We start from the raw sequence: 24372 nt of genomic DNA, 5'->3' as shown, positions 1-24372 counted from the left end.
GCCCGGCACCGCATCCTCCTGTCGCCCGGCCCTCTTCGGCTCTTCGGCCCTTCGGCCCTACGGCACGCGCGCGGTTCGGCGGTGCCGCACGGCCCGGCGCGGTGGTCCGCGGTGTCTCCACCGTGGACCACCGCCCGGGGCTCACGCCTAGTGGGCCGCGTTCGCCGCCTTCACCAGGGCGTCCTTCGTGACCGCGCCCGCGTAGACCTTGCCGTCGTCGGTGACGAGGGCGTTGATCAGGCGGGTCGAGAAGACCGTGCCGGAGCCGAACTTCCCGCTGACCTGGTCGCCCAGCGAGTCGAGCAGCTTCTGCGCGTCCGGCGGGACGTCGCCCGAACCGGCCGTCGGCAGACCCTGGCCGCCCGGCAGCCGCAGCTCGGCGATGGAGGTCCAGCCCTCGCCGATGACCTTCAGGTCGTTCAGGTCCTCTTCCTTGAACTCCTTGCCGCCCTTCGCCTTGTCCGCGAAGTCATGGTCCTTGAAGTCACGGCCCTTGAAATCACGGCCCTTGAAATCACGGCTCAGCGCCGCGTGTTCGTCGGCCTCGGTGACCTTCGCGCCCTTGGGCGGCGCGAAGTCGAACGTACTCGCGGACGGCTTGCCGAAGTCGACCTTCGTGAAGCCCGCGTCGATCACCGCCGCGCCGCCGGAGGACGGGGTCAGGGTGAACTTGAGCGGCGTCCCCGTCTTCGCGTCCACGGCGACCGTGATCCGGCCGACCGTCGAACCGGACTGCTTCGGCTCGATCACCAGGCGGTACGCGTCGCGGCCCGCGACCTGGGCGGTGCCGTCGACCTTCACGGACGTCGTGTCGTCGACCGCCTTCAACGCCTGCTCGGCGAACTCCTCGGGCGTGGCGGGCATGCCTGCGGGAGACTCCGCCTGACCCTTGTCACCCTTGTCGCCCTTGTCTCCCTTGTCTCCGGAGACCTGGAAGCCCTTCGCGTGGTACGCCTCGTTCGACGCGCTGTCGTACGCCCACACCTCGTCGCCGTTGTGGATCAGGCTGTACTCGGCGGCGTCCTCCAGGAGGGACACCTTCTGCTTGTCGGGGCCGTCGGCCGCGACGCGCAGCGTGTGCGTGCCGGACGCCAGCTCCATCAGCTTGTTCTTGGGATCGGCGGCCGAGCCTCCGCCGCCCTCACCGCCCCCGGCGTCCCCACCGCCGGCGAAGCCGCCCGCCATGCCGCCCATCGACGGCAGCCCCAGATCCGTGCTGATCTTGACGGTGCCGGAGAGCTGCTGCGTGTCCGACGCGGCGATCTTCTCTATGAGTTCCTGAGCGGTGACCTTCGGCAGATCCGGGTCGCCCGAGGTGGCGAGCGCCGGGACGAGCCCGATGGTCGCCGCCGCCACCCCCGCCACCGCGACCGGGACTACGTAACGGGCCGCCTTGCGGCGCCCGAGGCGCAGTTGCCCGGCTTCACTGGTGTCCTGTTCCGGTTCGTACGGTGCCATTGTGTGCCCTACCTCCGTGGTCGGCGGCGGCCTTCCTGTACGTCCATACATGCGCACGTGCCTGCGTCCACCCCGCGCCGCCATTCTCACCCGAATTGGTCAGGAGTGGTGGTCCTTGCTGAGGTCTATCCGACCAAATCGGCCGGGCAGAAGCGTCAACCCCCGGGCGCAACTCGACGTACTGCCACGGGATGACAGAAAGCGGCGGCGCCTCCCCCGACCCGTAGGGGGTGACGCCGCCGATCAGCCGTACCGCGTACCGGTCCCTTCCGGTACCGACGGGCGTCAGCCCGCCCGGTGCACCACCAGGTCGCAGAGCTCGACCAGCGAGACCTTCGCGTCGCACTCCGGCAGCGGCGCCAGCGCGGCCCGCGCCTCCTCGGCGTAACGCACCGTGTCGCGGCGGGCCTGCTCCAGGGCGGGGTGGGCGCGCAGCCCGGTGAGCGCCTCGGCGTGCCGGGCGTCGTCGGTGAGGTCGGAGTCGAGCAGTTCGCTCAGGGCGATGTCCTCGGGCAGGCCGAGCCGCTCGACGCGCTCGCGCAGGCGCAGGACCGGCAGCGTCGGAATGCCCTCGCGCAGGTCGGTGCCCGGGGTCTTGCCGGACTCGTGCGAGTCGGAGGCGATGTCGAGCACGTCGTCGGCGAGCTGGAAGGCGACGCCGAGCCGCTCGCCGTACTGCGTCAGGACGTCCACGACGGTCTCGTCGGCGCCCGACATCATCGCGCCGAACCGGCACGCCACGGCGACCAGCGAGCCGGTCTTGCCGCCGAGCACGTCGAGGTAGTGGTCGACCGGATCGCGGCCCTCGGTCGGTCCGGCCGTCTCCAGGATCTGGCCGGTGACCAGCCGTTCGAAGGCCTCCGCCTGGATGCGGACGGCCTCCGGGCCGAGGTCGGCGAGGATGTACGAGGCGCGGGCGAAGAGGAAGTCGCCGGTCAGCACGGCCACGGAGTTGCCCCAGCGCTGGTTGGCGCTGGCGACGCCGCGGCGCACGTCCGCCTCGTCCATCACGTCGTCGTGGTAGAGCGTCGCGAGGTGCGTGAGCTCGACGACCACGGCGGAGGGCACGACGCCCGGCGCGTAGGGGTCGCCGAACTGGGAGGCGAGCATCACGAGCAGCGGGCGGAAACGCTTCCCCCCGGCCTTGACGAGGTGCTGAGCTGCCTCGGTGATGAACGGGACCTCGCTCTTGGTGGCCTCGAGCAGGCCCTCCTCGACAGCCGCCAACCCTGCCTGGACATCGGCTTCGAGAGCCTGGTCCCGCACGCTCAGCCCAAAAGGCCCGACGACGGTCACGAGAGGTTCTCCTGTCTGCTGACGATCACATGGCGAACTCGGTCGATCATTGGATCTCGGTCGATGACACGGTTTGTCGATGTGTCGCTGCCATCACTCAAGTCAGCGTATCCGGTCGCCTTTCGATCACAGCGAGCACCTGCCCGTGCGAAGCCGGCCAGGCAGTCCGCGATCACCACCGGTATGTTCTTGATCAGCCCATACGACTGACAGGACCGATCCGCACCAGAAAGTACCCAAAGACCGGGAGCGGCCACTTTGTCCCGTCCTACCGACGAGTACGAGCCACCTGCCGAACCGCCCTCAAAACCACCCGGGGAATCGGCGGCGGGCCCGGCGGCGGATCCGTCGCCGGGTGACGACCACGCGTTCTTCGGCCAGCCCCGCGGACTGCTCACCCTCTCCGGTCTCGAGGTCTGGGAGCGCTTCTCGTTCCTCGGTATGCAGGCCATCCTGGTCCTCTACTTCGCCGACTCCGCCGGACACGACGGCATGGGCATGGCTCCCGGCACGGCCGCGTCGGTCTCGGCGGCGTACGGGACGCTGGTCTATCCGGTCTCCGTCGCGGGCGGCTGGCGCGCCGACCGCACCGTCGGTTCGTACCGCGCGGTGCTGTGGGGCGGCGTGCTCATCGCCTGCGGCCATTACGCGATGGCGGTGCCCGCCGCGGCGATGACGTGGGTGGGCCTCGGCCTGATCAGCGCGGGCACCGGCCTGCTCAAGCCCAACGTCGCCTCGATGGTCGGCAAGCTCTACCGCACCGAGGACGACCGCCGCGACGCGGGGTTCGCGCTCTCCTACATGGCGATCAACGTGGGCGCCTTCGCCGGTCCGCTGACCACCGGCTGGCTCGGCGACCACCGGGGCTGGCACCGGGGATTCTCGGCGGCCGCGATCGGCATGACGTTCGGCCTCGTCCAGTACGTGCTGGGGCGCCGCCATCTCGCCGGACGCAAGGCCGCCGCGGAGTTCGCGCTGCCGCTGCGCCGCACCATGCACCCGGCCCACTGAGGAGGCACCGCACGCCCGCCCCGCCGATCCCGCACCCCCCGCCCCGTTCACCGAGGTTCCTCCCATGACGCACCCGAAGATCCGGACCGACTTCCCGTACGAGACGACGCACGAGGACATCCGCGTACCCCTCGCCGACGGCACCAAGCTCTACGCGCGCGTGTGGCGTCCCGTCACCGACGAGCCCGTGCCTGTCCTCCTCGAATACCTCCCCTACCGTCTCAGCGACTGGACGGCGCCCCGCGACCGGCAGCGCCACCCCTGGTACGCGGGCCACGGCTACGCCTCCGTGCGCGTCGACGTCCGGGGCCACGGCAACAGCGAGGGCCTGCCCACGGACGAGTACTCGGCGCAGGAGCTGGCCGACGGCGTCGAGGTGGTGAACTGGCTGGCCGCGCAGCCGTGGTCGACCGGCAAGGTCGGCATGTTCGGCATCTCCTGGGGCGGCTTCAACTCCCTCCAGATCGCGGCCCTGGCGCCCGAGCCGCTCAAGGCGGTCGTCACGGTCTGCTCGGCGGACGACCGCTACGACAACGACGTGCACTACATGGGTGGTTCCGTCCTCGCGGTGGACATGCACGCCTGGGCGGCGACGATGCTCGCCTTCGTCTCGCGCCCGCCCGACCCGTATTTCGTCGGCGACACGTGGCGCGAGATGTGGCTGAGGCGCCTGGAAGCCGTCGAACCCTTCATCCACACCTGGCTGGAGCACCAGACCCGCGACGACTACTGGCGGCACGGCAGCGTCTGCGAGGACTACTCCGCGATCGGCGCCGCGGTCCTCGCGGTGGGCGGCTGGCACGACCCGTACCGGGACACGGTCCTGCGCCTGGTCGAACACCTCCCCGACCACCAGGTGCGGGGCCTGATCGGCCCGTGGTCGCACCAGTACCCCGACCGGGGCCTGCCGCCGGGCCCGGCGATCGGCTTCCTCCAGGAGACGCTGCGCTGGTGGGACCACCACCTCAAGGGCATCGACACCGGTGTCATGGCCGAGCCGAAGCTCCGCTCCTGGATCAGCGAATCGCACCCGCCGGCCACGGTCTATCCGGAGCTGCGCGGCGGCTGGGTCGGTGACCCCGCCTGGCCCTCCCCGAACGTCACCCCGGTTACCTACGCCCTCCAGGGCACCCCGCTGCTGGTCAACTCCCCGCAGCACACCGGCCTGGACGCGGGCCGCTACTTCCCGTTCGGCAACGACGCCGACCTGCCGCCCGATCAGCGGGAGGAGGACGCGAAGTCGGCGTGCTTCGAGTTCGAGGTCCCTTCGGAGGTACGGATCCTCGGGCGCCCCGAGGTGACGCTGCGGCTGCGGATGGACGTGCCGTACGGCCAGGCCATCGCGCGCCTGTGCGACATCGCGCCCGACGGCTCGTCCACGCTGGTCACGCGTGGCGTGCTGAACCTCTCCGCCCGGCACGGCAGGGACCGCGCGCACGCCTGGCCGCTCGGCGTCACGCAGGACGTGACCTTCGAACTCAACGGCATCGGGCACACCTTCCCGCCGGGCCACCGCATCCGCCTCGCGATCTCCTCCGCGTACTGGCCGTGGATCTGGCCGCAGGCGGACACGGCCGGCTTCACCCTGGAGCCGGTCGGCAACACCCTCGAACTTCCGGTGCGGGCGGGCGGCTTGGACCCGACGATCACCTTCGAGCCCCCGGAGCAGGCCGAACCGCTCGGCGTGGCATACCCGGCGACCCTCGACGAGGAGCGCCCCGAACGGCTGGTCGTACGCGATGTCGCCAAGGGCGAGTGGCGCCTTGAGGTCGACCCGCGCTACGGCGGCACGCGCGTGTACCCCGACGGTCTGGAGTTCACCGAGGACGCCCTGGAGACGTACACGATCCACGAGAACGACCCGCTGAGCGCCCGCACCCGCTCCGACTGGACGATCCGCCTGCACCGCCCCGAACTGGGCTGGGACGTCTCGGTCGAGACGCACTCCGAGATCACCTGCGACGCGGCGGACTTCCTCACCTCGGACGAGGTGATCTGCCGCCACGGCGACGAGGTCGTCTTCCACCGCACGTGGGAGCGGCGGATCAGGCGCACAGCGGGGTGAGCGCCCGCGGCGGACCCGGGCGGACGGCAGACGGCAGACGGCAGACGGCAGACGGCAGGGACTATTGGACCCCGCTCATCGTCCGCTCATCGTCGTCCGTTCATCGTCGTCCGTTCATCATCCGTTCGAGGACGACGGCGACCCCGTCGTCCTCGTTCGAAAGGGTCAACTCGTCGGCCACGGACTTGAGTTCCCCGTGGGCATTGGCCATGGCTACGCCGTGCGCCGCCCACAGGAACATCGGGATGTCGTTGGGCATGTCCCCGAAGGCGACCGTGTCGGCGGCCGTCAGGCCGAGCCGTTCGGCGGCGAGCGCGAGCCCCGTCGCCTTGGTCACCCCGCACGGCTGGAGCTCCACGGTGCCCGGCCCGGACATCGTCACCGTCGCGAGCGACCCCACGACGCCGCGCGCCACCGCCGCCAACTCGTCGTCGGCCAGCGTCGGATGGCGCAGCAGCACCTTGCTGATGGGCGCCTCCCAGAGCACGTCACGCTCGGGCACGCGCATCGCGGGGAGCGTGGGGTGCGGCATCTCGTACCCCGGCTCGATGAGCGTGAGCCCGTCCACACCGTCCTGGTCGACGGCGGCGAAGACCTGCCCGACCTCCGCCTCGACCTTCCCGAGGGCGACCTCGGCGAGCTCCCGGTCGAGGGTCACGGACCACACCATGCGGTGCGCACCGGCGTCGTAGAGCTGCGCGCCCTGTCCGCAGACGGCGAGCCCGCCATACCCGAGGTCGTCGAAGAAGGGCCGCACCCGGGGCGCGGGCCGCCCCGTCACCACCAAGTGCCGCGCGCCCGCCCCGCCCACGGCGGCCAACGCCCTCCGTGACCGGTCGGAAACCGTGTCGTCGCCGCGCAGCAGCGTCCCGTCCAGGTCAGTGGCGATGAGGGCATATGCGAGGGGAGCGGCCATGATCCAGAGAATACGGATCCTGAGCGATGCGGGAAGCGGCTTGGCAAGGCCGGTACGGGCGGGGGGCGGCGGAGCCGCATGCAGTTCATCAGAAAGTGGAAGTTAACGTTCCAACACAACACCCCTGAAGGCCCGCTCGGCGCAGCAGCGTCCCGTCCGGAACCCGCTCGCCCCTGACCCGTCCGTCCACCCGTACAACCAGTAGCTTTGCTTCGCATGCGCTGCTGAACGAACGGGCACGGTGGGGGATGACGCATGGGGGCCATCGGCCGTGGTCCGCGACAACCGACCGCGCGGTGCGGCAGGCAGGCCGGCGCCCCGGTCGCGCGGTACCCACCGAGGAGTGGCGGCGCTCGCTACTGGGTCGCGGTGGCATCGACATGTCCGAAGCGGCCCGGCGGTTCCTGGCCGAGTTCGGAGGGCTGCTCGTCATGGGGCAGGCCGGAGGGCTCCGGACCGACCCGCTCACGGCAGGCCGGAAAGACAAGGTCTTCGACGGGCCGGACGAGGGCTCACCGGCGCATCTCTACCCCGTCGGTGGGATCCGGCCGTGGCGTCTCCTATCTCGGCATGGCCCCGGGCGGAACGGTCTACAGGGGCGTGGACGACGTGGAGTTCCTGGCGGAGAACGGCGACGAGGCGTTGCGGAAACTCATCGAGGGGATCCGGTAGCGCTCGGAGCGGTCGACCCCACCGGAACTCAGAACATCCCGGGCATTGGGGACTCTTCAGGCACTGCCGTAACGGGGGGCTCCACACGTAACGTGTGGCACACCCTGTGGCACATCCCATGGAAAGCGAGGCAGGTACGCATGTCCGAGCAGACCCCGCTCGACCCGGCCGCCGGTCACTCCTCCGGCCTCCCCGAGAGCGACCCCTTCGGCCTGCCCGAGGGTGACCCCTTCGGACCGCACAACCTCCCCTACGGCGTGTTCTCCCTGCCCGGCGAGCGGGACGACCAGCGCAGGGTCGGGGTGCGGCTCGGCTCGTACGTCCTGGACGCGGGCGCCGCGGCCGCCGCGCTCGGCTCCCCCTACGTCTCGCTGCTCGCCCGGCCCACGCTGAACGCGCTGCTCTCCGCGGGCCGCACCGCCTGGTCCGACGTGCGGCGCGCCCTGACCGCGTGGGTGACCGTCCCGTCGTACCGCGACTCCGTACGCCCTCTGCTCCACCCTCTCTCCGACGCAACCCTGCATCTGCCGTTCGAGGTCGCGGACTATGTCGACTTCTACGCGTCCGAGCACCACGCGACCCACCTGGGCCAGATCTTCCGCCCGGACTCGCCGACGCCGCTGACCCCCAACTGGAAGCATCTGCCCATCGGTTACCACGGCCGGTCCGGCACCGTCGTGGTCTCCGGGACGGACGTGGTGCGCCCCTGCGGCCAGCGCAAGGCGCCCGCCGACACGGCCCCCGTCTTCGGTCCCTCGGTCCGCCTCGACATCGAGGCGGAGGTCGGCTTCGTCGTGGGCGCGCCCTCCACGCACGGCACGCCCGTGCCCCTCGCGGACTTCCGCGAGCACGTCTTCGGGCTCACCCTCCTCAACGACTGGTCGGCGCGCGACATCCAGGCCTGGGAGTACGTCCCCCTCGGCCCCTTCCTCGGCAAGTCCTTCGCCACGTCGGTGTCGGCGTGGATCACCCCCCTCGAAGCGCTGGACGCCGCCCGGGTCGCGCCCCCGGAGCGCACCCACCAGCTCCTGCCGTACCTGGACGACTCCGCCGAGTCCGCGGCGGACGAGCCGGGCGGCTACGACCTGCGCATGACGGTCACGCTCAACGGCCACGTCATCTCCGAGCCGCCGTTCTCCACCGTGTACTGGACGGCCGCGCAGCAGCTCGCGCACATGACGGTCAACGGCGCCTCCCTGCGCACCGGCGACCTGTACGGCTCGGGCACGGTCAGCGGGCCCTCGGCCGGTCAGTACGGCTCCCTGATCGAGATCACCTGGAACGGCCGCGACCCCCTCGAACTCCCCGACGGCAAGCGGACGTTCCTGGAGGACGGCGACGAGGTCACGCTCTCCGCATGGGCCCCGGGCCCGGCCGGCACCAGGGTGGGCCTCGGCGAGGTGACGGGACGCATCGTGGCGGCGCGGTGAGATGACGTGAGGTGAGCGGGGGCGGGGCGGGGCCGGAGCGGGTGGACGGCGAGCCGCGCCGCCCCCTTCCCGGCCCCCCTACCGTCGCCCCCTCGCGTCACCTCGTCACGACGCCCAGTCCGGCTCCTCCTCGAACCCCCAGTCCGGCTCCACCTCATCACCCGGCGCCGACTCACTCCCGCCAGGCGAAGCTTCCCCCGCAGTCGCGCCCCCGGCGGGCACCGCACCACCGCCCCCGCCGGCCGCCCCGCCCAGGAACTCCGCGACGACCCCGACCACGCCCTCGCCGTACGTCGCCCGCTTCTTCTCGCCCACCCCGCTGATGCCCGCGAGGTCCGCCACGGACGTCGGCCGCAGCGTGGCGATCTCTCGCAGCGTGGCGTCGTGGAAGATGACGTACGCGGGGACGCCCTGCTCCTTGGCCTGGGCGCCGCGCCAGGCACGCAGCGCCTCGAAGACCGGCACGGCCTCCTGGGGCAGGTCGGCGACGGCCGCCGCCGACTTCGCCTTGCGCTCGCCCTTGGCGGACCGCGCCGCCGGGACCCGCTTCGGCTCCTTGCGCAGACGCACCTCACGCTCGCGGCCCAGCACGGAACCGCTCGTCTCGGTGAGCACCAGCGTGCCGTACTCCCCCTCGACCGCGAGCAGGCCTTGCGCCAGCAACTGCCGCACCACGCCCCGCCATTCGGCCTCCGCCAGCTCCTCGCCGATGCCGAAGACGGAGAGCTGGTCGTGGTCGAACTGGATGACCTTCGCGGTCTTCTTGCCGAGCAGGATGTCGATGATCTGGCCCGCGCCGAACTTCTGGCCGCGCTCACGCTGGAGGCGCACCACCGTGGAGAGCACCTTCTGTGCGGCGACCGTGCCGTCCCAGGTCTCGGGCGGGGTCAGGCACGTGTCGCAATTGCCGCACGACTGCGCCGCCGCTTCCTGGCCGAAGTAGGTGAGGAGCTGGGCCCGGCGGCACTGCGCCGTCTCGCAGAGCGCCAGCATCGAGTCCAGGTGCGAGGCGGCGCGGCGTCGGAACGCCTCGTCGCCCTCGCTGCCCTGGATCATCTTCCGCTGCTGGACGACGTCCTGGAGGCCGTACGCCATCCAGGCCGTCGAGGGCAGGCCGTCCCGGCCCGCGCGGCCCGTCTCCTGGTAGTACCCCTCGACCGACTTGGGCAGGTCGAGGTGGGCGACGAAGCGGACGTCCGGCTTGTCGATGCCCATGCCGAAGGCGATGGTGGCGCAGACGACGAGCCCTTCCTCGCGCAGGAAGCGGGACTGGTGCGCCGCGCGCGTGCCGCCGTCGAGGCCCGCGTGGTACGGGACGGCCTCGATGCCGTTCCTGCACAGGAACTCGGCGGTCTTCTCGACCGAGTTGCGCGAGAGGCAGTAGACGATGCCGGCGTCGCCCGCGTGCTCCTCCTTCAGGAAGGACAGCAGCTGCTTCTTCGGCTCGGCCTTGGGCACGATGCGGTACTGGATGTTGGGCCGGTCGAAGCTCGCCACGAAGTGCTTGGCGTCCGGCATGCCGAGACGATCGGTGATCTCCCGGTGCGTGGCGTGCGTGGCCGTCGCCGTCAGGGCGATGCGGGGCACGTCCGGCCAGCGCTGCCCGAGCACGGAGAGCGTCAGATAGTCGGGCCGGAAGTCATGGCCCCACTGCGCCACACAGTGCGCCTCGTCGATGGCGAAGACGGAGATCTTGCCCCGCGACAGGAGGTCCAGGGTGGCGTCGAGCCGCAGCCGCTCCGGGGCGAGGTAGAGCACGTCGAGCTCCCCCGCGAGGAACTCCGCCTCCATCACGCGCCGCTCGTCGAAGTCCTGCGTGGAGTTGATGAACCCGGCGCGCACGCCGAGCGCCCGCAGCGCGTCCACCTGGTCCTGCATGAGTGCGATCAGCGGTGAGACCACGATGCCCGTGCCCGGTCTGACCAGGGCCGGGATCTGATAGCAGAGGGACTTTCCGCCGCCGGTGGGCATGAGGACGACGGCGTCCCCGCCGGCGACCACATGCTCGATGATCGCCTCCTGCTCGCCCCGGAAGGCGTCGTACCCGAAGACGCGATGGAGCGTCCGCAGCGCGTCGCTCTCCGTCACCTCGCTCATACCGCTGTTCCCGTCCATCGCTCTGTCCCCCGCCGTACGTCCTGCCTCGGTCACCGCTCCGGTCACTGCCCCGACCACTGCCTCCACGATAGGGCCCCGCACCGACAGCCCGAGAAGTTATCCACAGGCCACCGCCCGGCATCCCCAGATCGGGATGCCGGGCGGCGACACATGTTCGACTTCGAAGACGGCGGCCTACCGGACGAAGACTCCCGCCTGCCCGGCCAGATCCAGGAAGTACTGCGGGGCCACACCGAGCACCAGCGTCACCGCGACGCCCACGCCGATCGCCGTCATCGTCAGCGGCGAGGGCACGGCGACCGTGGGGCCGTCCGTCTTCGGCTCGCTGAAGAACATCAGCACGATCACGCGGATGTAGAAGAACGCGGCGATCGCCGACGACAGCACACCGACCACGACCAGCGTGCCCGCGCCGCCCTCCGCGGCCGCCTTGAACACCGCGAACTTCCCGGTGAACCCGGAGGTCAGCGGAATGCCCGCGAAGGCCAGCAGGAAGACCGCGAACACCGCCGCGACCAGCGGGGACCTGCGTCCGAGCCCCGCCCACTTCGACAGGTGCGTGGCCTCGCCCCCCGCGTCCCTGACCAGCGTGACCACGGCGAAGGCGCCGATCGTCACGAAGGAGTAGGCGGCGAGGTAGAAGAGGACGGAGGAGACGCCGTCCGGAGTGGTGGCGATCACACCGGCCAGGATGAAGCCCGCGTGCGCGATGGACGAGTAGGCGAGGAGCCGCTTGATGTCGGTCTGGGTGATCGCGACGATCGCGCCGCCCAGCATCGTGATGATCGCGATGCCCCACATGACCGGCCGCCAGTCCCAGCGCAGGCCCGGCAGGACCACGTAGAGCAGCCGCAGGAGGGCGCCGAACGCGGCCACCTTCGTCGCCGCCGCCATGAAGCCGGTGACCGGCGTCGGCGCGCCCTGGTACACGTCCGGGGTCCACATGTGGAACGGCACCGCGCCCACCTTGAAGAGCAGGCCCATCACGACCATGGCGACGCCGATCAGGAGCAGCGCGTCATTGCCCATGGTGTCGGCGAGCGCCGGGTCCACGGTCGTGACGTTGCCCTCGACGACGTTCGCGATCGTCGCGTACGACACGGAGCCCGCGTACCCGTACAGGAGGGCGATGCCGAAGAGCGTGAACGCGGAGGCGAAGGCGCCGAGCAGGAAGTACTTGACGGCGGCTTCCTGCGACATGAGGCGCTTGCGGCGGGCGAGCGCGCAGAGCAGGTACAGCGGCAGGGAGAAGACTTCCAGCGCGATGAAGAACGTCAGGAGGTCGTTGGCCGCGGGGAAGACGAGCATGCCGCCGATGGCGAAGAGCGCCAGCGGGAACACCTCGGTGGTGCTGAACCCGGCCTTCGTGGCGGCCTGTTCCCCTTCGCTGCCCGGCACGGCGCCGGCCTGGGCGACGAACGAATCGACGCGGTTGCCGTGCGCCACCGGGTCGAGCCGCCGCTCGGCGAAGGTGAAGATGGCGACGAGCCCGGCGAGCAGGATGGTGCCCTGGAGGAAGAGCGCGGGCCCGTCGACCGCGATCGCGCCCATCGCCGCGATCTGCGCCTTCGTCGTGCCGAAGCCGCGGGCCGCGAGCCCGACCACCGCGGCGAAGGCGGCGGCGAGGGCGACAACGGAGACGAACAGCTGGACGTAGTAACGGGACTTGCGCGGGACGAAGGCTTCGATGAGCACTCCGACGACGGCGGCGCCGATGACGATCAACGTCGGCGACAGCTGCCCATACTCGATCTTGGGGGCGCCGATCTTGTCGACCGGATCCGCCGCCATTGTCCACAGGCTGTGGACGGCTGATGCGCTCACTTGGCCGCCTCCACCTCGGGCTCGGGGTCCTTCTTCTGGACGTCGGACATGGTGTGCTCGACCGCCGGGTTCACCAGCTCGGTGAGCGGCTTCGGATAGACCCCGAGGCCGATCAGGAGCGCGATCAGCGGGGCGACGACGACCAACTCCCGCACCCGCAGGTCCGGCATGGCCGACACCTCGGGCTTCACGGGGCCCGTCATCGTCCGCTGGTAGAGGACGAGGGTGTAGAGCGCCGCGAGCACGATGCCGACCGTCGCGATGATCCCGACGACCGGGTAGCGCACGAACGCGCCGACCAGGACCAGGAATTCACTCACGAAGGGCGCGAGTCCCGGCAGCGAGAGCGTGGCGAGACCACCGATCAGGAAGGTGCCCGCGAGCACCGGGGCGACTTTCTGCACCCCTCCGTAGTCGGCGATCAGACGCGAGCCGCGCCGCGAGATCAGGAACCCGGCCACCAGCATCAGCGCGGCGGTCGAGATGCCGTGGTTGACCATGTAGAGCGTCGCGCCGGACTGGCCCTGCGAGGTCATCACGAAGATGCCGAGGATGATGAACCCGAAGTGCGAGATCGACGCGTACGCCACCAGGCGCTTGATGTCGCGCTGGCCGACCGCGAGCAGCGCGCCGTAGATGATGCTGATCAGCGCGAGGACGAGGATGGCCGGCGTCGCCCACTTGCTCGCCTCGGGGAAGAGCCCGAGGCAGAACCGCAGCATCGCGAAGGTGCCGACCTTGTCGACCACTGCCGTGATCAGTACGGCGACGGGGGCCGTGGCCTCCCCCATCGCGTTCGGCAGCCAGGTGTGCAGCGGCCACAGCGGCGCCTTCACCGCGAAGGCGAAGAAGAAGCCGAGGAAGAGCCACCGCTCGGTGTTGGTCGCCATGTCCAGCGTGCCGTTGGCCCGGGCCTCGGCGATCTCCTGGAGCGAGAAGTTCCCCGCGACCACGTAGAGCCCGATGACCGCGGCCAGCATGATGAGGCCGCCGACGAGGTTGTAGAGGAGGAACTTCACGGCCGCGTAGCTGCGCTGCGCCGACGCGTTCTCGTCGCTGCCCGCGTGGGCGCGGTCCCCGAAGCCGCCGATGAGGAAGTACATCGGGATGAGCATGGCTTCGAAGAAGATGTAGAAGAGGAAGACGTCGGTGGCCTCGAAGGAGATGATCACCATCGCCTCGACGGCCAGGATCAGGGCGAAGAAGGCCTGGGTGGGCCGCCATTTGTAGGGGGCTTTCGTCTCACTGGGGCCTCCCCTGCTCGAACGAAGTTGAGAGCTTGGGGAAGGGTCGGCGTCGTGCCAGCCCGCCAGGATGATGAACGGGATCAGCAGCGCGGTCAGTCCGATGAGGGCGACGCCGATGCCGTCGACCCCCAGTTCGTACCGCACCCCGAAGTCCGCGATCCACGCGCGGGACTCGGTGAGTTGATAGCGGTCTCCGTCCGGGTCGAACCGCACGAGCACGGTCACGGCGAGCGCGAGCGTGGCGAGCGAGACGAGCAGCGCGAGCCACTTGGCGGCGGTCCGCCGGGCGGCCGGGACGGCCGCCGTGAGGATCGCACCGACCGCGGGCAGGGCCGCCGTCGCTGTCAGCAGAGGAAAGGACATCGGTATCAGACCGCCCTCATCAGCAGGGTCGCGGCGATGAGCACCGCAGCGCCGCCGAACATCGAGACCGCGTAGGAGCGGGCGTAGCCGTTCTGCAGTTTGCGCAGGCGCCCGGAGAGGCCGCCCATGGAGGCCGCCGTGCCGTTGACGACACCGTCGACCAGGCTGTGGTCGACGTAGACCAGGGACCGCGTGAGGTGCTCGCCGCCGCGCACCAGGACGACGTGGTTGAAGTCGTCCTGGAGGAGGTCGCGGCGGGCGGCCCTGGTGACCAGCGAGCCGCGCGGGGCGGTGACCGGGACCGGCCGGCGCCCGTACTGGACGTAGGCCAGGGCGACGCCGATGACGAGGACCACCATGGTGGCGCCCGTGACCGTGGCGGCGCTCAGCGGGGAGTTCCCGTGGTCGTGGTGGGTGACCGGCTCCAGCCAGTGCATGAAGCGGTCACCGATGCTGAAGAAGCCGCCCGCGAAGACCGACCCGAAGGCGAGCACGACCATCGGGATCGTCATGGACTTCGGCGACTCGTGCGGGTGCGGTTCATCGTGCACCCCGTGCGCCCCGTGCGTCTCGGCGGCGGGCTCCACGTCCGGCTGGTCCGGGGAGGCGGTCGGGCGGTTGCGCCACCGCTCCTCTCCGAAGAAGGTCATAATCATCACGCGCGTCATGTAGTACGCGGTGACGGCCGCGCCCAGGAGCGCCACCGAGCCGAGGATCCAGCCCTCCGCGCCGCCCTTGGCGAAGGCAGCCTCGATGATCTTGTCCTTGGAGAAGAAGCCCGAAAGACCGGGGAAGCCGATGATGGCCAGATAACCGAGGCCGAACGTCACGAAGGTGACCGGCATGTACTTCCTGAGGCCGCCGTACTTCCTCATGTCGACCTCGTCGTTCATGCCGTGCATGACCGAACCGGCTCCCAGGAAGAGCCCGGCCTTGAAGAAGCCGTGCGTCACCAGGTGCATGATCGCGAAGACGTAGCCGATGGGGCCGAGGCCCGCGGCGAGGATCATGTAGCCGATCTGGGACATCGTCGAGCCGGCGAGGGCCTTCTTGATGTCGTCCTTCGCGCAACCGACGATCGCACCGAACAGGAGCGTGACCGCTCCGACGATCGTGACGACGAGCTGGGCGTCCGGCGCGCCGTTGAAGATCGCTCCGGAGCGGACGATCAAGTAGACGCCGGCGGTCACCATCGTGGCGGCGTGGATCAGGGCCGAGACCGGGGTCGGGCCCTCCATCGCGTCACCGAGCCAGGACTGGAGCGGCACCTGCGCGGACTTGCCGCACGCGGCGAGCAGCAGCATCAGGCCGATGGCGGTGAGCTTGCCCTCGCTGGTCTCGCCCGTCGCCTCCAGGACGGGCCCGAAGGCGAACGTCCCGAAGGTGGTGAACATCAGCATGATCGCGATCGACAGGCCCATGTCGCCGACCCGGTTGACCAGGAAGGCCTTCTTCGCGGCGGTCGCCGCGCTGGGCTTGTGCTGCCAGAAGCCGATCAGGAGGTACGAGGCGAGGCCGACGCCCTCCCAGCCGACGTACAGCAGGAGGTAATTGTCGGCGAGGACGAGGAGGAGCATCGCCGCGAGGAAGAGGTTCAGGTAGCCGAAGAAGCGGCGGCGGCGCTCGTCGTGCTCCATGTACCCGATGGAGTAGACATGGATCAGGGTGCCGACACCGGAGATCAGCAGGACGAACGTCATCGACAGCTGGTCGAGCTGGAAGGCGACGTCCGCCTGGAAGCCCTCGACGGGGATCCAGCTGAACAGGTGCTGCGACAGGGTGCGCTCCTCGGCGCCCTTGCCCAGCATGTCGGTGAAGAGCACCACGGCGATGACGAAGGAGGCGGCCGCGAGCAGCGTGCCGAGCCAGTGGCCCGCGCGGTCCAACGCCCGCCCGCCGCACAGCAGTACGGCCGCTCCGAGCAGAGGCGCCGCGACGAGCAGCGCGATCAGGTTCTCCACTTTCAGCCCCTCACAGCTTCATCAGGCTGGCGTCGTCGACCGAGGCCGAGTGGCGGGAACGGAACAGCGACACGATGATCGCCAGCCCGACCACGACCTCCGCGGCGGCGACGACCATCGTGAAGAAGGCGATGATCTGGCCGTCGAGGTTGCCGTGCATCCGGGAGAAGGCCACGAGCGCGAGGTTGCAGGCGTTGAGCATGAGCTCGATGCACATGAACACCACGATGGCGTTGCGCCTGATGAGCACGCCGGTCGCGCCGATCGCGAACAACAGGGCGGCCAGGTAGAGGTAGTTGACGGGGTTCACTTCGACGCCTCCTCGGTCCGCCCGATGTCGGTGCCGCGCAGGTCCGGCCGCTCCAGACGGTCGGCGGAGCGCTGCTCCAGCGCCCGCAGGTCGTCCAGGGCCTCGGCCGACACGTCGCGGATCTGGCCGCGCTCGCGCAGCGTCTTGTTGACCGTGAGCTCCGACGGGGTGCCGTCGGGCAGCAGGCCCGCGATGTCCACGGCGTTGTGCCGGGCGTACACACCCGGGGCCGGCAGGGGCGGCAGGTGCTTGCCCTTGCGCACGCGCTCCTCGGACCGCTCGCGCTGGGTCTTGGCGCGCTCCGTGCGCTCCCGGTGGGTGAGCACCATCGCGCCGACCGTGGCGGTGATGAGCAGGGCGCCGGTGATCTCGAAGGCGAAGACGTACTTGGTGAAGATGAGGGTCGCGAGGCCCTCCACGTTTCCACCGGCGTTCGCCTTGCCGAGGCCGTTGAACTCCCGCACCGAGGCGTTCCCGATGCCCGCGAAGAGCAGCACCGCGAAGCCGAGACCGCAGAGCAGGGCCAGCCAGCGCTGCCCCTTGATGGTCTCCTTCAGGGAGTCGGCGGCGGTGACACCGACGAGCATGACCACGAAGAGGAAGAGCATCATGATCGCGCCTGTGTAGACGACGATCTGGACGACGCCCAGGAAGTACGCGCCGTTGGCGAGGTAGAACACCGCGAGGATGATCATGGTCCCGGCGAGGCAGAGCGCGCTGTGCACGGCCTTCTTCATGAGGATCGTGCACAGGGCGCCGATCACGGCGACCGTGCCGAGCACCCAGAACTGGATGGCCTCGCCGGTGGAGGTGGTGTAGGCGGCGAGCTGCGTCATCGGCCGGCCGCCTTCCCGGAGGCCGGGTCGACCGACGCTTCCCCCGTGGCCGATTCGCCGGCCGCCGTCCCGGTGGCCGCTCCGGCGACCACCTTCTCGGAAGCCGGTTCGCCGGGCCCGAAGTCGGAGGACGCCTCCTGAGGCGTCTCACCCTTGGAGCGGGCCACCTGGGGAACCGTCCCGGGAGCGGCCTCCGTGACCAGGCCCCGGTAGTAGTCCTGCTCGTCCATGCCCGGGAAGATCGAGTGCGGGGTCTCGACCATGCCCTCCTCCAGCCCGGCGAGCAGCTGCTCCTTGGTGTAGATGAGGCTCTCGCGGGTGCTGTCGGCCAGCTCGAACTCGTTCGTCATCGTCAGCGCGCGCGTGGGGCACGCCTCGATGCACAGCCCGCACAGGATGCAGCGGGCGTAGTTGATCTGGTAGACGCGGCCGTACCGCTCGCCGGGGGAGTAACGCTCCTCTTCGGTGTTGTCCGCGCCCTCCACGTAGATGGCGTCCGCGGGGCAGGCCCAGGCGCAGAGCTCACAGCCGACGCACTTCTCCAGGCCGTCCGGATGGCGGTTCAGCTGGTGCCTGCCGTGGAAGCGGGGAGCTGTGGTCTTCTGCTGCTCCGGATACTGCTCGGTGAGCCGCTTCTTGAACATGGCCTTGAAGGTCACGCCGAAGCCCGCGACGGGGTTCTGGAACCCCTGCTTCGATTGGTTCGACTCGTGGGGTGACTCCGGCGATGCCGGTGATTCGTTGTTCGACTCAGCCATCGGACGCCTCCTTTCCGTCACTTCGGGTTCCGCCACTTCGCGTTCCGTCACTTTGAGTATCCGGCCCACCACTGACAATCAGCTCCCGCTCCTGGCGCGGACGCCGGCGCGGAACGGGCGGCAGGCTCTGCCCGGGCAGCGGTGGCACGGGGAATCCGCCCGCCATCGGGTCGAAGGCGACCGGCTTCTCCTCTGCGGCGGCCTCCTTCTCCCGCTTGTCGCGGAAGATGTCGACGACCACGGAGAGCAACAGCAGCGCGATGACCCCACCGGCCACGTAGAGCACGATCGAGGTGAAGTCGTAGTTCTCGTTCCGCATGGCCCTGACCGTGGCGACGAGCATCAGCCACAGGACCGAGACCGGGATGAGGACCTTCCAGCCGAGCTTCATCAGCTGGTCGTAGCGCACGCGGGGCAGCGTGCCGCGCAGCCAGATGAAGAAGAACAGCAGCAGCTGGACCTTGATCACGAACCAGAGCATCGGCCACCAGCCGTGGTTCGCGCCCTCCCAGAAGGCGCTGACCGGGTACGGGGCCCGCCAGCCGCCCAGGAAGAGCGTGACCGAGACCGCCGAGACGGTGACCATGTTGACGTACTCGGCGAGCATGAACATCGCGAACTTGATGGAGGAGTACTCGGTGTTGAAGCCGCCGACGAGGTCGCCCTCGGACTCCGGCATGTCGAACGGCGCGCGGTTGGTCTCACCGATCATCGTCACGATGTAGATCAGGAACGAGACCGGCAGCAGCAGTACGTACCAGCGGTCCGCCTGCGCCTCCACGATCGCCGAGGTCGACATAGACCCGGAGTAGAGGAACACGGAGGCGAACGCCGCGCCCATCGCGATCTCGTACGAGATCATCTGCGCGCAGGAGCGCAAGCCTCCGAGGAGCGGATAGGTGGATCCGGAACTCCAGCCCGCCAGCACGATGCCGTAGATGCCGACGGAGGCGACCGCGAGGATGTAGAGCATCGCGATCGGCAGGTCGGTGAGCTGCATCGTGGTGCGCTGGCCGAAGATCGAGACTTCGTTGCCCGCGGGCCCGAAGGGGATCACCGCGATCGCCATGAAGGCCGGGATCGCCGCGACGATCGGGGCAAGGACGTAGACCACCTTGTCCGCGCGCTTGACGATCACGTCTTCCTTGAGCATCAGCTTGATGCCGTCGGCGAGGGACTGGAGCATGCCCCAGGGGCCGTGCCGGTTGGGGCCGATGCGCAGCTGCATCCAGGCGACGACCTTGCGCTCCCACACGATGGAGAAGAGCACCGTCACCATCAGGAACGCGAAGCAGAAGACCGCCTTGACGGCGACCAGCCACCACGGGTCACGGCCGAACATGGACAGGTCTTCCGCCGCAAGCGGCACCACGGTGTGCATCACGACGTCACCTCCGGGGCCTCGGAGGGCTCCGGCAGGACCGCCGGGCCGATGCGGACGAGGTCGCCGGGGCGGGCGCCGGTGTCCGAAGTGACGCCTCCCCCGGTCGAGTTCAGCGGCAGCCAGACCACGCGGTCCGGCATGCTGGTGACCTGGAGCGGCAGCGCGGTCGAGCCGGCGGGCCCGGTGACCGTGAGGAGGTCGCCGTCCTTCACGCCCGCTTCGGCCGCCGTGGCGGCCGACACGCGCGCGTGGGCGGCGTGGCGCGTGCCGGCCAGCGCTTCGTCGCCGTCCTGGAGGCGGCCCTGGTCGAGCAGCAGCCGGTGCCCTGCGAGCACGGCCTCTCCGGAGGCGGGCCTCGGCGGCTGCGCCCCCGCCTCGCGGGGCTCGTCCGCGCACGGCCCGGCCCAGGCGCCGAGCCGGTCCAGCTCCCTGCGGAGCGTCAACAGGTCGGGCAGGCCGAGGTGGACGTCACCGGCGTCGGCCAGCATGTGCAGCACCCGTGCGTCGGTGGGCGCCAGCCTGCGGGTCATCTGGTCCGGCTTCAGCGCGGCGTCGAACATCCGCGCCCGGCCCTCCCAGTTGAGGAACGTGCCCGGCTTCTCCGCGACCGCGGCCACCGGGAGGACGACGTCCGCCCGCTCCGTCACCTCGCTGGGCCGCAGCTCCAGCGAGACCAGGAAGCCGACCGCGTCGAGCGCCTCACGCGCGCGTGCCGGGTCGGGCAGGTCGGCGACCTCGACGCCCGCGACGAGCAGCGCGCCGAGCTCGCCGGTCGCGGCGGCCTCGATGATCTGGCCGGTGTCGCGGCCGTAGCGGTGCGGGAGTTCGGCGACGCCCCAGGCGGCCGCGACCTCGTCCCGCGCGCGCGGGTCGGTGGCCGGACGCCCGCCGGGCAGCAGCGACGGCAGCGCGCCCACCTCGACGGCGGCCCGCTCCCCGCCCTGCGCGGGATCCACACCAGTTGCGCGCCGGTCGCGGTGGCCGCGCGGACGGCGGCGGTGAGCCCGCCGGGCACGGCCGCGAGCCGCTCTCCGACGACGATGACCGCGCCGGGCGTACGCAGCGCCTCGGCGGCCCTGGCCGCGTCGTCCACGAGGCCCGCCCCGGCGGCGAGCGCGTCCAGCCACTCCGTCTCGGTGCCGGGAGCCGCGGGCAGCAGCGTGCCGCCCGCCTTCTCCAGGCCCCGGGTCATGTGCGTGGCGAGGGAGAAGGTGCGCTGGCCGTGCTTGCGCCAGGCCTTGCGCAGCCGCAGGAAGACGCCGGGCGCCTCCTCCTCGGACTCGAACCCGGCGAGCAGGACGGCGGGCGCCTTCTCCAGGGCGGTGTACGTGACGCCGCTGCCGTCGAGGTCCCGGCCCCGCCCGGCCACGCGTGCCGCGAGGAAGTCGGCCTCCTCGCTGCTGTGCACGCGCGCGCGGAAGTCGATGTCGTTCGTGTCGAGCGCCACGCGCGCGTACTTGCTGTACGCGTAGGCGTCCTCCACGGTGAGCCGGCCGCCGGTCAGCACGCCCGCCCGGCCGCGCGCGGCGGCGAGACCGCGGGCCGCGGCCGCCAGGGCCTCGGGCCAGCCGGCGGGCTCAAGGGCACCCGCCGCGTTGCGCACCAGGGGATGGGTGAGCCGGTCGGGCCGCTGCGCGTAACGGAAGGCGAAGCGCCCCTTGTCGCACATCCACTCTTCGTTGACCTCGGGGTCTTCCCGCGCGAGGCGCCGCATGACCTTGCCGCGCCGGTGGTCGGTGCGGGTCGCGCAGCCGCCCGAGCAGTGCTCGCACACCGACGGCGACGACACCAGGTCGAAGGGGCGGGAGCGGAATCGGTACGCCGCCGAGGTCAGCGCGCCGACCGGGCAGATCTGGATGGTGTTCCCGGAGAAGTACGACTCGAAGGGGTCGCCCTCTCCGGTGCCGACCTGCTGGAGGGCGCCGCGCTCGATGAGTTCGATCATCGGGTCGCCGGCGATCTGGTTGCTGAAGCGGGTGCAGCGCGCGCACAGCACGCACCGCTCACGGTCGAGCAGCACCTGCGCGGAGATCGGCACCGGCTTCTCGAACGTCCGCTTCTTGCCGTCGAAGCGGGAGTCCGGGTCGCCGACCTGCATCGCCTGGTTCTGGAGCGGACACTCGCCGCCCTTGTCGCACACCGGGCAGTCCAGCGGGTGGTTGATGAGCAGCAGCTCCATCACGCCGCGCTGCGCCTTCTCGGCGACCGGTGAGGTCAGCTGCGACTTCACGACCATGCCGTCGGTGCAGGTGATGGTGCAGGACGCCATCGGCTTGCGCTGGCCCTCCACCTCGACGATGCACTGGCGGCAGGCGCCCGCCGGGTCGAGCAGCGGGTGGTCGCAGAAGCGGGGGATCTCGATGCCGAGGAGTTCGGCGGCGCGGATCACCAACGTGCCCTTGGGGACGCTGATCTCGATGCCGTCGATCGTCAGCGCAACGAGATCCTCCGGCGGGACGGCTGCCTCCCCGCCCCCGGAAGGAGCGCTGTTCGTGGTCACTGTCATGCGTTCACCTGCGCGTTTCCAGCGGGCCTGTCGGCCCAGAGAGTCGACTTGGCCGGGTCGAAGGGGCAGCCCTTGCCGGTGATGTGCTGCTCGTACTCCTCCCGGAAGTACTTCAGCGAGGAGAAGATCGGTGAGGCCGCGCCGTCGCCGAGGGCGCAGAAGGACTTGCCGTTGATGTTGTCGGCGATGTCGTTCAGCTTGTCGAGGTCGGCCATGACGCCCTTGCCGGCCTCGATGTCGCGGAGCAACTGCACGAGCCAGTAGGTCCCTTCGCGGCAGGGCGTGCACTTTCCGCAGGACTCGTGGGCGTAGAACTCGGTCCAGCGCGTCACGGCGCGCACGACGCAGGTCGTCTCGTCGAAGCACTGGAGCGCCTTCGTGCCGAGCATCGAACCGGCGGCGCCCACGCCCTCGTAGTCCAGGGGCACGTCGAGGTGCTCGTCGGTGAACATCGGCGTCGAAGAACCGCCGGGCGTCCAGAACTTGAGGCGGTGTCCGGCACGCATGCCGCCGCTCATGTCGAGCAGCTGGCGCAGCGTGATGCCGAGCGGGGCCTCGTACTGGCCGGGGTTGGTGACGTGGCCGCTGAGCGAGTAGAGCGTGAAGCCCGGGGACTTCTCGCTGCCCATCGACTTGAACCAGTCTTTTCCGCGCTGGAGGATCGCGGGAACCGACGCGATGGACTCGACGTTGTTCACCACAGTGGGGCATGCGTAGAGGCCCGCGACGGCCGGGAAGGGGGGACGCAGTCGCGGTTGGCCCCGGCGGCCTTCGAGCGAGTCGAGCAGCGCGGTCTCCTCACCGCAGATGTACGCGCCCGCGCCCGCGTGCACGGTGAGTTCCAGATCGAGTCCGCTGCCCAGGATGTCCTTGCCGAGGTAGCCCGCCGCATAGGCCTCGCGGACGGCTTCGTGCAGCCTGCGCAGCACGGGGACGACCTCGCCCCGCAGATAGACGAAGGCATGCGACGACCGGATCGCGTAACACGCGATCACGATCCCCTCGATGAGGGAATGCGGGTTCGCGAAGAGGAGCGGGATGTCCTTGCAGGTCCCCGGTTCCGACTCGTCGGCGTTGACAACTAGATAGTGCGGCTTGCCGTCTCCCTGCGGGATGAACTGCCACTTCATCCCGGTGGGGAATCCGGCGCCGCCCCGGCCCCGCAGGCCCGAGTCCTTCACGTACGCGATGAGGTCGTCCGGCGCCATGGTGAGCGCCTTGCGCAGGCCTTCGTACCCGTCGTGGCGCAGGTAGGTCTCCAGCGTCCAGGACTTCTCCTCGTCCCAGAACGCGGAGAGGACCGGCGCGAGCAGCTTCTCCGGGCTCGTCTCGTGGTCGATCTCGGCTGCCAAGGTCATCACTCCCCCTCCTCGGCGGTCGGTCCGGCCGGGTGGGCCGGGTCGGATGCCGAGGTCTGCTGCGGTGCGTCGTGCGAGCTGAGGTGCTCGGCGGCCGCTTCGTCCTGCGGGTCCGCGTGGGAGCCTGCGTCCTGCGGGCCTCCCGCGCGCGGGTGGACCACGCGCCGCTGTGGCGCCTCGCCCTTGGCCAGGCGCAGTCCGATCAGGGAGGCGGGGCCCGCGCCACCGCTCGCCTCCACGGCACCGGGCCGTTCGTCGGGGAAGCCCGCGAGGATCCGTGCGGTCTCCTTGTACGTGCACAGAGGGGCCCCGCGCGTGGGCTCGACCGGCACGCCCGCGCGCAGGTCGTCGACGAGCCGCTTGGCGGACTCCGGGGTCTGGTTGTCGAAGAACTCCCAGTTGACCATCACCACGGGGGCGAAGTCGCAGGCGGCGTTGCACTCGATGTGTTCGAGCGTGATCTTGCCGTCCTCGGTCGTCTCGTCGTTGCCGACGCCGAGGTGCTGCTTGAGCTCGTCGAAGATCGCGTCACCGCCCATGACCGCGCAGAGCGTGTTGGTGCACACCCCGACCTGGTAGTCGCCGGAGGGCTTGCGCCGGTACATGGTGTAGAAGGTCGCGACGGCGGTGACCTCGGCCGTGGTCAGGCCAAGCACGTCGGCGCAGAACTGCATGCCGGTGCGCGTGACGTGGCCCTCCTCGGACTGCACCAGGTGCAGCAGCGGCAGGAGCGCGGACCGCGAGTCCGGGTAGCGGGCGATGATCTCCGCGGCGTCCGCCTCGAGCCGGGCCCGTACGTCGGCCGGATAGTCGGGGGCGGGGAGTTGGGGCATGCCCAGGCTGACGCCCGCGGCCTTCT

Annotated in this window: 16 protein-coding genes and 2 pseudogenes; 4 read left to right on the top strand and 14 right to left on the bottom strand. The window is 70.4% G+C overall.

Translation table 11 applies throughout. The features are described 5' to 3' along the window. Positions 1-147: 147 nt before the first annotated feature. Both KKZ08_RS22345 and KKZ08_RS22340 read right to left on the bottom strand, forming a co-directional pair. Positions 148-1458: a DUF2092 domain-containing protein gene (locus tag KKZ08_RS22345; protein WP_223776150.1), complete on the bottom strand. Its 1311-nt coding sequence runs from the start codon at positions 1456-1458 to the stop codon at positions 148-150. A gap of 285 nt (positions 1459-1743) precedes the next feature. Beyond that, positions 1744-2754: a polyprenyl synthetase family protein gene (locus KKZ08_RS22340; RefSeq protein ID WP_223776149.1), complete on the bottom strand. Its 1011-nt coding sequence runs from the start codon at positions 2752-2754 to the stop codon at positions 1744-1746. A 258-nt stretch (positions 2755-3012) separates the two neighbouring features. On the opposite strand from KKZ08_RS22340, the pseudogene KKZ08_RS22335 reads away from it, so the two are divergent. Continuing rightward, positions 3013-3732: pseudogene (locus tag KKZ08_RS22335) on the top strand (oligopeptide:H+ symporter); the annotation flags it as partial. 97 nt (positions 3733-3829) lie between these two features. Then, on the top strand, positions 3830-5830 hold the full coding sequence (locus KKZ08_RS22330; RefSeq protein ID WP_223776148.1) for a CocE/NonD family hydrolase: 2001 nt from the start codon (positions 3830-3832) through the stop codon (positions 5828-5830). 100 nt (positions 5831-5930) lie between these two features. On the opposite strand, the gene KKZ08_RS22325 is transcribed toward KKZ08_RS22330, so the two are convergent. Next, complete coding sequence (locus KKZ08_RS22325; protein ID WP_223776147.1) at positions 5931-6746, bottom strand: HAD family hydrolase; 816 nt, start codon at positions 6744-6746, stop codon at positions 5931-5933. Positions 6747-7283: 537 nt separating this feature from the next. Here KKZ08_RS22325 and KKZ08_RS38695 point away from each other — a divergent pair. Together KKZ08_RS38695 and fahA are read left to right on the top strand one after the other, a co-directional pair. Then, positions 7284-7418: a hypothetical protein gene (locus KKZ08_RS38695; protein ID WP_263303353.1), complete on the top strand. Its 135-nt coding sequence runs from the start codon at positions 7284-7286 to the stop codon at positions 7416-7418. A gap of 140 nt (positions 7419-7558) precedes the next feature. Next, entirely contained in the window at positions 7559-8848 is a 1290-nt protein-coding gene (gene fahA, locus KKZ08_RS22320) for a fumarylacetoacetase (protein WP_223776146.1), read from the top strand. A gap of 105 nt (positions 8849-8953) precedes the next feature. Here the strand turns inward: fahA and recQ are convergent, their stop codons facing one another. From recQ to nuoE, 11 genes and pseudogenes are all read right to left on the bottom strand, one after another. Beyond that, positions 8954-10945: a DNA helicase RecQ gene (gene recQ / locus KKZ08_RS22315; RefSeq protein ID WP_223776145.1), complete on the bottom strand. Its 1992-nt coding sequence runs from the start codon at positions 10943-10945 to the stop codon at positions 8954-8956. A gap of 195 nt (positions 10946-11140) precedes the next feature. After that, on the bottom strand, positions 11141-12790 hold the full coding sequence (nuoN, locus tag KKZ08_RS22310) for an NADH-quinone oxidoreductase subunit NuoN (protein ID WP_223776144.1): 1650 nt from the start codon (positions 12788-12790) through the stop codon (positions 11141-11143). Continuing rightward, positions 12787-14400, bottom strand: a complete 1614-nt coding sequence (locus tag KKZ08_RS22305) for an NADH-quinone oxidoreductase subunit M (RefSeq protein WP_223776143.1) — start codon at positions 14398-14400, stop codon at positions 12787-12789. Before KKZ08_RS22305 ends, nuoN begins: the two co-directional genes overlap by 4 nt. A gap of 5 nt (positions 14401-14405) precedes the next feature. Next, positions 14406-16361, bottom strand: coding sequence for an NADH-quinone oxidoreductase subunit L (gene nuoL, locus KKZ08_RS22300; RefSeq protein WP_223776142.1), 1956 nt, complete (start codon positions 16359-16361; stop codon positions 14406-14408). A gap of 10 nt (positions 16362-16371) precedes the next feature. Next, positions 16372-16671 (bottom strand): NADH-quinone oxidoreductase subunit NuoK, encoded by a 300-nt coding sequence (gene nuoK, locus KKZ08_RS22295; RefSeq protein WP_067282377.1) that lies wholly within the window; start codon positions 16669-16671, stop codon positions 16372-16374. Further along, entirely contained in the window at positions 16668-17507 is an 840-nt protein-coding gene (locus tag KKZ08_RS22290; RefSeq protein ID WP_223776141.1) for an NADH-quinone oxidoreductase subunit J, read from the bottom strand. Before KKZ08_RS22290 ends, nuoK begins: the two co-directional genes overlap by 4 nt. Beyond that, on the bottom strand, positions 17504-18265 hold the full coding sequence (nuoI, locus tag KKZ08_RS22285) for an NADH-quinone oxidoreductase subunit NuoI (protein WP_223776140.1): 762 nt from the start codon (positions 18263-18265) through the stop codon (positions 17504-17506). Before nuoI ends, KKZ08_RS22290 begins: the two co-directional genes overlap by 4 nt. After that, on the bottom strand, positions 18258-19646 hold the full coding sequence (gene nuoH / locus KKZ08_RS22280) for an NADH-quinone oxidoreductase subunit NuoH (protein ID WP_223779145.1): 1389 nt from the start codon (positions 19644-19646) through the stop codon (positions 18258-18260). The genes nuoI and nuoH overlap by 8 nt, the downstream gene beginning before the upstream one ends. Then, positions 19646-22155: pseudogene (locus tag KKZ08_RS22275) on the bottom strand (NADH-quinone oxidoreductase subunit G). The gene nuoH and the pseudogene KKZ08_RS22275 overlap by 1 nt, the downstream one beginning before the upstream one ends. Beyond that, entirely contained in the window at positions 22152-23513 is a 1362-nt protein-coding gene (gene nuoF / locus KKZ08_RS22270; RefSeq protein WP_223776139.1) for an NADH-quinone oxidoreductase subunit NuoF, read from the bottom strand. Before nuoF ends, KKZ08_RS22275 begins: the two are co-directional and overlap by 4 nt. After that, the gene (gene nuoE / locus KKZ08_RS22265) at positions 23513-24346 is read right to left on the bottom strand and encodes an NADH-quinone oxidoreductase subunit NuoE (protein WP_223779144.1); all 834 of its coding nucleotides are present in this window, start codon (positions 24344-24346) and stop codon (positions 23513-23515) included. Before nuoE ends, nuoF begins: the two co-directional genes overlap by 1 nt. Between the last annotated feature and the right edge of the window lie 26 nt (positions 24347-24372).

Origin of the sequence: Streptomyces sp. 135 (assembly GCF_020026305.1) — a bacterium.
Classification (GTDB): Bacteria; Actinomycetota; Actinomycetes; order Streptomycetales; family Streptomycetaceae; genus Streptomyces.
Note: the sequence above shows the minus strand (reverse complement) of the source record. Positions and strands in the feature narration are given on the sequence as shown.